15 protein-coding genes are annotated in these 8,516 nt (G+C 71.2%); 12 read left to right on the top strand and 3 right to left on the bottom strand.

What is annotated here, in order from left to right; all coding sequences use genetic code 11:
• Window positions 1-523: outer membrane protein (locus AAHG09_RS31355; RefSeq protein ID WP_412760119.1), on the bottom strand; the 523-nt coding region annotated here is incomplete at its 3' end.
• Between the two features lie 484 nt (window positions 524-1,007).
• Here AAHG09_RS31355 and AAHG09_RS31360 point away from each other — a divergent pair.
• The 6 genes from AAHG09_RS31360 to AAHG09_RS31385 all read left to right on the top strand — a co-directional run bounded on the left by AAHG09_RS31360 (window position 1,008) and on the right by AAHG09_RS31385 (window position 4,039).
• Entirely contained in the window at window positions 1,008-1,508 is a 501-nt protein-coding gene (locus AAHG09_RS31360) for a GAF domain-containing protein (protein ID WP_412760120.1), read from the top strand.
• 104 nt (window positions 1,509-1,612) lie between these two features.
• Window positions 1,613-1,762 (top strand): hypothetical protein, encoded by a 150-nt coding sequence (locus AAHG09_RS31365; RefSeq protein WP_342112214.1) that lies wholly within the window; start codon window positions 1,613-1,615, stop codon window positions 1,760-1,762.
• 125 nt (window positions 1,763-1,887) lie between these two features.
• Window positions 1,888-2,112 carry a hypothetical protein gene (locus tag AAHG09_RS31370; RefSeq protein WP_342112216.1) on the top strand — a complete coding sequence of 75 codons (225 nt, stop codon included), beginning with the start codon at window positions 1,888-1,890 and terminating at the stop codon, window positions 2,110-2,112.
• Between the two features lie 196 nt (window positions 2,113-2,308).
• A complete protein-coding gene (locus AAHG09_RS31375; RefSeq protein WP_342112218.1) occupies window positions 2,309-2,689 on the top strand; it encodes a hypothetical protein in 381 nt (126 codons plus the stop codon).
• Window positions 2,690-2,716: 27 nt separating this feature from the next.
• Window positions 2,717-3,373: a hypothetical protein gene (locus tag AAHG09_RS31380; protein WP_342112220.1), complete on the top strand. Its 657-nt coding sequence runs from the start codon at window positions 2,717-2,719 to the stop codon at window positions 3,371-3,373.
• 198 nt (window positions 3,374-3,571) lie between these two features.
• Window positions 3,572-4,039, top strand: a complete 468-nt coding sequence (locus AAHG09_RS31385) for a Ros/MucR family transcriptional regulator (protein ID WP_342112222.1) — start codon at window positions 3,572-3,574, stop codon at window positions 4,037-4,039.
• A 278-nt stretch (window positions 4,040-4,317) separates the two neighbouring features.
• Here the strand turns inward: AAHG09_RS31385 and AAHG09_RS31390 are convergent, their stop codons facing one another.
• A complete protein-coding gene (locus AAHG09_RS31390) occupies window positions 4,318-4,482 on the bottom strand; it encodes a hypothetical protein (RefSeq protein ID WP_342112225.1) in 165 nt (54 codons plus the stop codon).
• A 188-nt stretch (window positions 4,483-4,670) separates the two neighbouring features.
• Here AAHG09_RS31390 and AAHG09_RS31395 point away from each other — a divergent pair, with 188 nt between their 5' ends.
• Window positions 4,671-4,919, top strand: coding sequence for a DUF6894 family protein (locus tag AAHG09_RS31395; RefSeq protein ID WP_342112227.1), 249 nt, complete (start codon window positions 4,671-4,673; stop codon window positions 4,917-4,919).
• A 31-nt stretch (window positions 4,920-4,950) separates the two neighbouring features.
• The gene (locus tag AAHG09_RS31400; protein ID WP_342112229.1) at window positions 4,951-5,229 is read left to right on the top strand and encodes an adenylosuccinate synthase; all 279 of its coding nucleotides are present in this window, start codon (window positions 4,951-4,953) and stop codon (window positions 5,227-5,229) included.
• Between the two features lie 21 nt (window positions 5,230-5,250).
• Here the strand turns inward: AAHG09_RS31400 and AAHG09_RS31405 are convergent, their stop codons facing one another.
• The gene (locus AAHG09_RS31405; protein ID WP_342112230.1) at window positions 5,251-5,379 is read right to left on the bottom strand and encodes a hypothetical protein; all 129 of its coding nucleotides are present in this window, start codon (window positions 5,377-5,379) and stop codon (window positions 5,251-5,253) included.
• A gap of 212 nt (window positions 5,380-5,591) precedes the next feature.
• Here AAHG09_RS31405 and AAHG09_RS31410 point away from each other — a divergent pair, with 212 nt between their 5' ends.
• From AAHG09_RS31410 to AAHG09_RS31425, 4 genes are all read left to right on the top strand, one after another.
• On the top strand, window positions 5,592-6,104 hold the full coding sequence (locus AAHG09_RS31410) for a DUF3016 domain-containing protein (protein WP_342112231.1): 513 nt from the start codon (window positions 5,592-5,594) through the stop codon (window positions 6,102-6,104).
• A 65-nt stretch (window positions 6,105-6,169) separates the two neighbouring features.
• Window positions 6,170-6,421 (top strand): hypothetical protein, encoded by a 252-nt coding sequence (locus AAHG09_RS31415; RefSeq protein ID WP_342112232.1) that lies wholly within the window; start codon window positions 6,170-6,172, stop codon window positions 6,419-6,421.
• A 188-nt stretch (window positions 6,422-6,609) separates the two neighbouring features.
• On the top strand, window positions 6,610-8,136 hold the full coding sequence (locus AAHG09_RS31420; RefSeq protein WP_342112235.1) for a sensor histidine kinase: 1,527 nt from the start codon (window positions 6,610-6,612) through the stop codon (window positions 8,134-8,136).
• A partial coding sequence (locus tag AAHG09_RS31425) for a response regulator (protein WP_342112236.1) occupies window positions 8,133-8,516 on the top strand: 384 nt, incomplete at its 3' end. The genes AAHG09_RS31420 and AAHG09_RS31425, both read left to right, overlap by 4 nt.

Genomic DNA, 8,516 nt, shown 5'->3' on the forward strand with positions numbered 1-8,516 from the left:
CGAAGCCGCCGGTGCCGTACACGAGGGTGCGGTCGAAGGCGTAGCCGAGGCGGCCGCGCACGGTGCCGAAGTAGTCGAGGCTCGACAGGCCGCGCGGGTCGGTGACGTAGTAGCCGTTGGCCAGCGCACCGCCGGTGATGAAGGCGCTGTTCCGGTTGCGGCCGAAGTCGAGGTACTGGGCGTCGGCCTCGATGCCGAACACCACGCCGTTGCCCGGGGTCAGCTGGAAGTTGTAGCCGATCTGAGCGCCGCCGGAGAAGCCGTCCTGGCTGTTGTTGCGGAAGGTGGCGACGGTGCCGGGGGTGGCGTAGGGGAAAGGCACGCCGAAGGAGTTGCCGTTGGAGCGGCTGGAGGCGTCGAAGGCGTAGCCGGCGTTGATACCGAAGTAGGCGCCCGACCAGGTGAACACCGGCACGGGGGTGAACACGGGCGGCGGGGCGGCGCGGCGCGGCAGGTCGGCGGCCGAGGCGGCGCCGGTCAGGAGAGCCGTGGCGGCGCTCGCGAGAAGAAGCTTCTTGATCATCGGGTCCTCTGTCTCCCGTTGGACGGGATGTGTGCCGGGCGACAAGAACGTCAGGACGCGTTCGGGCGATAGTGCAATGATGCAACAGCGCGGGTGAGGCCCCGGACCCCACAGCCGAAAGGTGCGCTGGAGCACATCATGGCATCGGCTCGATTGAGCGATGAGGAACTATTAAGGGATCTCTGTCGCGGCGCTGACACTTTAGAATCTGTTGGTGCGCCGGAATGAGCAATCTTTTCGGCGCCCCCGGCAATGCCCGCTCCACAGCGATACGCCCGCGCGAAATCCTATCGCAAGTTGTCATTTACGATGTCCACGACACGCATGCAGCGAAAGTCCGCGGATGTCGTCGGACATCGGGGCCCGGTCTCGGCCCGCCCCTTACGGCACCGGCTCCGTCATGGATAAACGCCGCGTAGACGGGCCACCGACGGTTCCCTATCTCTCCGGTATGGCTGAGACGCATTTTCGCCCGGAAACGGGCTTGGCGTTGGCCGCCCGTTCCCTGGAGTCTGCTGGCTCGCCGGAGGAAATCGTATCGATTCTCCGGCGGATCGCGCGGGAGGTCATCGGCTCCGATGGGATCGCGGTGGTGCTGCGCGAAGGCGACACCGTCCATTACGCGGCGGAGGACGCGATCGAGCCGCTCTGGCGCGGGCGCCGGTTTCCGCTGACCGCGTGCATCTCCGGCTGGTGCATCGTGAACGGTCAGACCGCAATCGTGCCGGACATCGAGTCCGAGCCGCGGCTGCCGGTGGCGGCCTACCGCATGACGTCGATGCGCAGCCTCGTCATGGTGCCGATCGGCCTCCCGGACCCGGTGGCCGCGTTGGGCGCCTACTGGTGCGCTTCGGTCATCCCGGATGACGCGACCGTCTGCCGGCTCGAAGCGCTGGCCCAGCAGGCCGCCGCCGCCTTCCTGCGGGTCCGGCTGCTCGCCGACGCGCTCCGCGGGGCGCCGCCGGATCAGCCCTCCGGTCCGTGACGGCTCCGGGTCTGCGGCACTTCCGGCGGCCTGGCCCAGGGATCGTTCGACCGCCCCGGTTGTTCCTCGGCTTCCGGAACCCTGTGAGAGTTCGACACCCCCTCATGAAGCGCTTTGTCCTCGCCGGCATCTTCGTCGCCTTGCTGCTCGCCATCGTGGTCATCGCGGCCACGTGGTCGAAGGTCACGCCCGTGAATCCGGCCGTGGCGCCCGACACCTCCGCGACGCCCAACCCCACCGGCGAGCGGAAATAAGGACTGGTTCGCGGCCGGACGCGTCGCGCAAACCGTCGATCCGGCGGGAACATGCGGCCGGGCCGCGGCCTTGGACCTGTGACGGCCGGACGGCGATCGGCCGGGAGGCGTGCGCGGAGGCGCTCATGGGACAGGATGTCGACGCGGCGCGCGAAGCCTTCGGATCGGTGCCGTCAAAACGGCCGGCCCGACCCGCGCAGCAGAGCGATCCGACGGCGGGCGGCAGCGGCCCGCTCGCGCCCGGCGCCGCCACCCCCGAGACCCAGGCAGTGCCCGAGACCGGCGGCTACGACACACGGCCACCCCCGGCCGGACCGGACAACCGCAAGGGCGGCCACGGCGCCGGTTGAAGGCCCCGCGGCCCGTGCGCCGCGTCGAGGGTTCCGGCGGATGTTCCTGGCGATGCAACGCTATGCTGCGCAACGGTCATTTGTGAATCCGACCGTAGATGTCAGCAGGTAACAAGTAAAACGACGAACATTGGATTTTGGAACGTCATGCTCCGATAAAGGATTGATGGTTCCGAAACGATCGACGGAGTCCATCATGCGTCTGCCCCTTGCCCTCGTCCTCGCAACCCTGATCGGATCGAGCGCCGTCGCCCAGACCACGGTCACGGGCACACCGGCCGCCCCCGACGCCAAGACGAGCCAGCAATCCGGCGGTCAGGAGAGCGTGACCCGGCCGAACACCGACAAGATGACGCCGGACGGCGCCGGGACCGGCACGGCCGGCAATGTCCAGCTCGAGAAGGGCGCGAACAGCTTCACGGAGGGCGAGGCCCGGTCGCGGCTCGCCAAGGCCGGCTTCATGGATGCCCGGGATCTCAAGAAGGATTCGGACGGCATCTGGCGTGGCACCGCCATGCGGGGCGGCCAGCCCGTGCAAGTCGGCCTCGATTTCAAGGGCAACGTGTCGGCCCAGTAGCCCGGCCCCCGCCGCAGGAGAGATCTCATGGCTCAGCAGACCATCACGGCCCTCTACGACCACTACGCGGATGCCCGCACCGCGGTCGGGGAGATCGAAGGCAGCGGGATCGCGCACGACGCGATCAGCCTCGTCGGCAACAACGCGGACGATCGCCACGCCGGCACCCTCGGCGGCGGGACCGCCGAGACCCGGGACGATGCCAAGGAAAGCGCCAAGGAGAGTGCCAAGGACGGCACCGGCGCGGGGGCGACCCTCGGCACGGTCGCGGGCGGGGCCGCGGGGCTCCTGGCCGGCCTCGGCCTCATCGCGATCCCGGGGGTCGGGCCGGTGGTGGCGGCCGGCTGGCTCGTCGCCACGCTGACGGGCGCCGGCATCGGCGCGGCCGCGGGCGGCCTCGCCGGAGCGCTGACGGGCGCCGGGGTGAGCGAGGGCGACGCGCAGGCCTATGGCGAAGGCGTGCGGCGCGGCGGAACCCTCGTCACGGTCCGCATCGATCCGGCGCAGGCCGCCCTGGCCCCGACGGTGGCGGCGATCCTGGAACGGCACGGCGCGGTCGATCTCGACGAGAAGGCCAGCGGCTGGCGCGCGGAGGGCTGGGCGGCGCCCCAGGTCACCGCGGGGACCGGCACGATGGGCGAGAAGGGGCGAGCCCGGACCTATCCGACCACCACCGGTCTCTGACGGATCGCCCGGGATTCGGAAGACCTGCGGAGGCAGACCGCGCGCGTGGTCCGGGGAGGCGCAGCGGTCTGCCGCCGCAATCGTGCGAAGCGGCAGAATTTCCGTCTATTCGCGAAGTCTTGATCCCAAATTTACTTCGTTTAAACCCTTCCAGGTCCCAAACAAGGAGCGCACAGGACGCCTTTCGAAGGACCTCACATGACCGAGACACACGATGAGGCATCAGAGACCTTCGCGGTCGTGACCGCCGAGCTCGTCTGCGCCTACGTGTCGAACAATCCCGTCCCGGTCGCGGAGCTGCCGGCGCTGATCGCCCGCGTGCATGGGGCGATCGCAGGCCTCGCCTCGGGCTCCCTGGCCCAGGAGACCGGCGCGACCGCGCCAGCCGAGATCGACCGGCCGAGCCCCGCCCAGATCCGCAAGTCGGTCCGGCCGGACGGGATCGTCAGCTTCATCGACGGCAAGACCTACAAGACGCTCAAGCGCCACCTGACCAGCCATGGGCTGGACCCGCGGGCCTACCGGGACCGCTACGGCCTGCCGGGCGATTACCCGATGGTCGCCCCGGCCTACGCCGAGCAGCGTTCCGCCCTGGCGAAGGCGATCGGCCTCGGCCAGCCCGGCGCCATGGCCGAGCGCGAGCGCAAGGGCCGCACCCGGGCCTGAGACGGATCCGCACGTCTCCGGCTGGAGGCTTGCGGCTTCAGACCGTCCGGTCGGAGGGCGGGTTCGCGCCTCTCCCGTGTCCGCGGAGCGGTTGACGGCCCGGACCGCAAGGGCCTCGGGGCGGCCGTCCAACCCGCCCCCGTAGCCCGAAGGACCGGGGCGCCGCGGGAGGCCGCGAAGGCGTTCTCCCTGCGCCCCTGTAAACCCTTGGAGGCCGCCTTCGAGGATCGCTCTGCCGCTACCTCGGGAGAGGCGGAAGGGCGGGGTGACCCGATGGCTCACAAGGCGGTCCAGCCGCGGGCGTAGCCCCGGGAGATCAGCCGATCCTGCCGGGCGAGGCGTTGCTCCACCGCGTCGAGATCGACCAGGGCGTCCGCGATGGCGGCCACGAGCGCCCTCCAGGCGTCACCCTGTGCGGCGCGATGATAGGCGATCGCAATCACCTCGGCCTCCTCGAGCGCCGGTCTGGGACGCCTCTCCACAGGCACTTCCGCAGGATCTGCGTGCATCGCGGCTCCGATCCGTCTAGAACATTCCATGAACAAAGCGCATCGGCCGGACCGGTTCAACCGTCGCCGGCCGGCCGCTCGGGATTGCGGTGGATCGCTGTGGATGGATCGGGGAAACTTCAATGCCGACGCGGCTTTACCGTTTCCACTGTACGGACGGCCACGAGCTGGTGACCGACCTTGCGGGCAGCCGGCTGCCGAACGCCGCTCAGATGCGGGTCCATGCCGAGCGCGTGGCCCTCGTCCTCATGGAGCGGGTGGTCGAGCGGTTCGATTGGTCGCGCTGGCAGGTCGAGGTCTACGACGCACGGGGCCGCCGGGTCTGGATCCGGGCTTTCCCCGACGTGAATGTCGATGCGCGGGCCGCGTGAGCCCGCAGAACCGGAGAAGAGGGAGACAGGAATGGCCTTCAAGCCGAAATCCGCCGCGGAGACCAAGGCGCGGGATCTGGGCCTCGCCCTGGCCCGGATCGCCGAGGGCGAAGGGCTGCCGGCGAGCATCGGGGTGGACCAGCTGCGGCAGGCGAGTCCGCGGCTGACACCGCTCGCGGTCGGCCAGATGATCCGCAAGGAGCGGGAGACCGTCTCGGAGACGCTGGCGGCGCGCGGCCTCGCGCTCGTCGATTATTCAGACCACGGGCCCGGCCGCGGGATGGCCTTCACCATCGATGCGGCCGATTGACCGTCTTGGTGACCGGCCCGCTCAGGCGGCGGCCGGGCGGCCGCGCAACAGGCGGCCGACGAGGCGGAACGGCAGGAGCGGCAGCTTGAGCAGCGCCCGGGCCAACAGGACCGCGGCGACCGTCAGGATGGCGAGAAACGAGTTCAACATGGGGTTGTTATCCGGTGTCGGACCGCCCCGCGGGGCCGACGACACCGAAGGGGCGCCTGGAACACGGCGAGACTATGAACGGAGGCGGTTCATCGGGTCGCAGGCCGGCCGGGCCGATGCGGCGGAAACACCCGCTTCCCGGCCGGTTCTGCCGGCTGCGGGCGTGGTCCATCGACCCGTCGGCGGATCATGCGGGCGAAGGAGGTTTTGGCTTGAGCAGGCGCATCGCGGGGATCCTGGCCGGCCTCGCCGTCGCGGCAGGATTGCTGGCCGCCGAACCGGCGCGCGCGGAGGTGCGGGTGCAGTATGCCGCACCGGAGCGCTTCACGGACGCCGAGAACCGCTTCGGCTCCGGACAGCCGCTCCGCGTCACCCTGGCCGAGCTGACCCGGATCTTCCAGGACCTCGCCGCCCGGAGACTCCGGCCAGGGGAGCGCCTCGACATCACGGTCCGCGACATCGATCTGGCGGGCTTCGTCCGTTCGGGCTTCAGCGCGCCGACGGGCCTGCGGGTCGTGACCGATGCGACGCCGCCACGGATCCGCCTCGCCTACGCGCTCCACCGGGGCGGCCGCATCGTCGCACAGGGCGAGGAGACGGTCACCGACCCCAACGTCCTGCTGACCGCCAATCCGCGCTTCTCGACCGGGGGCCTGTATTACGAGCGCGCGATCCTGCGCGACTGGTTCGCCCGCCGCTTTCCCGAGACGCCGGGCGATCGATAGGGCCGGGGAACCGGGATGCCCGGCGCCCTGTCTCCTTGGAAAGTCCTTCTGATCCGGAGACCGCGATGCCCACACCCGATCCGAACGCGCCCGATCCGAACACGCCCGACCCTGGCGCCGCCCGCACGGTGCTGACCGAGGATCCCCCGGGCGCGCGGCCCTATCTCCCCGAGCCGGTATCGCGGCGCCCGCAGGATCCCCGGTCGCCGGGCCAGTCGGAGCCCGGCGACATGGGTGCGTTCGAGGGCGGCACCGGGGCCGAGCCGCGGCATGAGGGTCCGGCCCGGCATGGCGGGACCGGCTACCGCGGCGGCTGACGCCGCCCGCAGGAGATTCCTATCGGCCGCCCGGGGCCGCCCGCGGCGACCCCTACCCTGGGGGCCGGCCCTATAGTAACGCTCGGGGGCCGGAAGCGGCCCGGCAGCCGCTCCCGCCCACGCCCCGTTCCACACCCCGTTCCACGCCCTCTGCCGATCGCGGGATCACTCCCATTTCCGCCTGCCCCGTGCCCACCCCTCCCGAGGTTCCGCGGCGCGCCCGCCGGACGGGTGGGGCCTCGACGCTTCCGGCCGGCTGCGGCGAACTCGGCGATCTGGTGCGGACCTACGACTGGGCGCGCACGCCGCTCGGCCCGATCGCCGACTGGCCGCAGAGCCTGATCTTCGCGGTCAGCACCCTGCTGCTCTCGCCGGTGCCGATCGTGCTCCTGTGGGGCCCGGACGGCATCATGATCTACAACGACGCCTATTCGGGCTTCGCGGGCGGGCGCCATCCGCAGCTCCTCGGCTCCAAGGTGCGCGAGGGCTGGCCGGAGGTCGCGGATTTCAACGACCACGTGATGCGGGTCGGTCTCGCGGGGGGGACGCTGTCCTATCGCGACCAGGAACTCACCCTGCACCGCTACGGTCGGCCCGAGCCGGTCTGGATGAATCTCGACTACTCGCCGGTCTTCGGCGAGGACGGGCAGCCCGCGGGCGTCATCGCCATCGTGGTGGAGAGCACCGAGCGGGTGCTCGCCGAGCGTCGCCTGCGCGCGAGCGAGGCGCTGTTCCGAACCCTCGCCCAGGGGATCCCGCACCTCATCTGGCGCGCCGCGATCGATGGCGCCTGCATCTGGGCGAGCCCGCAATGGAGCGCCTATACCGGCCTGGACGACGACGCGAGCCTCGGATGGGGCTGGCTGGAGGCGGTCCATCCCGACGACGTCGCGGGCGCCCGGGCCGCCTGGCAGGAGGCCGCCGCCAGCGGGCAGCTCTCCTACGAGCACCGGCTCCGCGGCGGCGCCGGGCGGCGCTTCCGCTGGTTCCAGACCCGCGCCGCGGCGGTGCGCGACGGGCAGGGGCGGATCGTCGAGTGGCTCGGCACCTCCACCGACATCGACGACCTGCGCCAGCTCCAGGAGCGGCAGCAGGTCATGGTCGCCGAGCTGCAGCACCGCACCCGCAACCTGCTCGGCGTCGTGCGCGCGATCGCCAAGCAGACCATGGCGCTGACCGGGCCGGGGGAGCTGTTCAGGGAGCGGTTCAACGATTGCCTGTCGGCGCTCTCGCGGGTGCAGGGCCTGCTGTCCCGCTCGGACCAGGAGCCGATCACGCTGCGCACGCTGATCGAGACGGAGCTCGCCGCCCTCAACGCCCCCGCGGCGCAGAACCGCATCCGCATCGCGGGCCCGGCGGTGCGCCTGCGCAAGGCGACCGTGCAGACCTTCGCGCTCGCCCTGCACGAGCTGGCCACCAATGCGCTCAAATACGGCGCCTTCACCGCGCCGCAGGGCTCCCTGAGCGTGACGTGGCGGATCTGCGACGCGGCGGAGGGGCGCCGCCTCGTGATGGACTGGGTCGAGGAGGGGCTGGTCCGCCCGTCCGAGGCCCGGGACCTGTCCGCGCGGGGCGGCTACGGCCGCGAGCTCATCGAGCGGGCGCTGCCCTACGCGCTGAAGGCCAGGACCCATTATGCCTTAAGCGAGACGGCGCTCCGGTGTACGATCAACATTCCCATCCCCGAGGGCGAAACCACAGGGAGCCCGCCATGACCTGGACCGCGGCGCTGACCGGCCGGCGCGTCTTGCTGGTCGAGGACGATTACTTCATCGCCGTCGACCTCAAAGCGTGGTTCGAGGAGGGCGGCGCCGAGGTCCTCGGCCCGGTCCCCAGCGTGGACGAGGCGCTGGCGCTGATCGCCGACACCGACGCGATCGACGCGGCGGTGCTCGACATCAACCTGCAGGACGAACTCGTCTACCCCGTGGCCGACGCGCTGCGGGCCCGCGGCGTGCCGTACCTGTTCGCCACGGGCTACGACCCGGCCGCCGTGCCGCCGCCCCACGAGGCCGTGGCCCTCTGCCAGAAGCCGGTCGACCCGCAGGTCGTGGCGCGGGGCCCGGGGGGGGGGGGGGGCGCAAAAGGGGCCCCC

Source organism: Methylobacterium guangdongense (genome assembly GCF_038442355.1).
GTDB lineage: Bacteria > Pseudomonadota > Alphaproteobacteria > Rhizobiales > Beijerinckiaceae > Methylobacterium > Methylobacterium guangdongense.

What these genes read in the sequence shown, in the direction of transcription:
- AAHG09_RS31365 (WP_342112214.1), top strand. Translation starts at nt 1,613, where the DNA reads ATGAAGCGCTTTGTCCTCGCCGGCATCTTCGTCGCCTTGCTGCTCGCC.
- AAHG09_RS31370 (WP_342112216.1), top strand. Translation starts at nt 1,888, where the DNA reads ATGGGACAGGATGTCGACGCGGCGCGCGAAGCCTTCGGATCGGTGCCG.
- AAHG09_RS31375 (WP_342112218.1), top strand. Translation starts at nt 2,309, where the DNA reads ATGCGTCTGCCCCTTGCCCTCGTCCTCGCAACCCTGATCGGATCGAGC.
- AAHG09_RS31380 (WP_342112220.1), top strand. Translation starts at nt 2,717, where the DNA reads ATGGCTCAGCAGACCATCACGGCCCTCTACGACCACTACGCGGATGCC.
- AAHG09_RS31385 (WP_342112222.1), top strand. Translation starts at nt 3,572, where the DNA reads ATGACCGAGACACACGATGAGGCATCAGAGACCTTCGCGGTCGTGACC.
- AAHG09_RS31395 (WP_342112227.1), top strand. Translation starts at nt 4,671, where the DNA reads ATGCCGACGCGGCTTTACCGTTTCCACTGTACGGACGGCCACGAGCTG.
- AAHG09_RS31400 (WP_342112229.1), top strand. Translation starts at nt 4,951, where the DNA reads ATGGCCTTCAAGCCGAAATCCGCCGCGGAGACCAAGGCGCGGGATCTG.
- AAHG09_RS31405 (WP_342112230.1), bottom strand. Translation starts at nt 5,379, where the DNA reads ATGTTGAACTCGTTTCTCGCCATCCTGACGGTCGCCGCGGTCCTGTTG.
- AAHG09_RS31415 (WP_342112232.1), top strand. Translation starts at nt 6,170, where the DNA reads ATGCCCACACCCGATCCGAACGCGCCCGATCCGAACACGCCCGACCCT.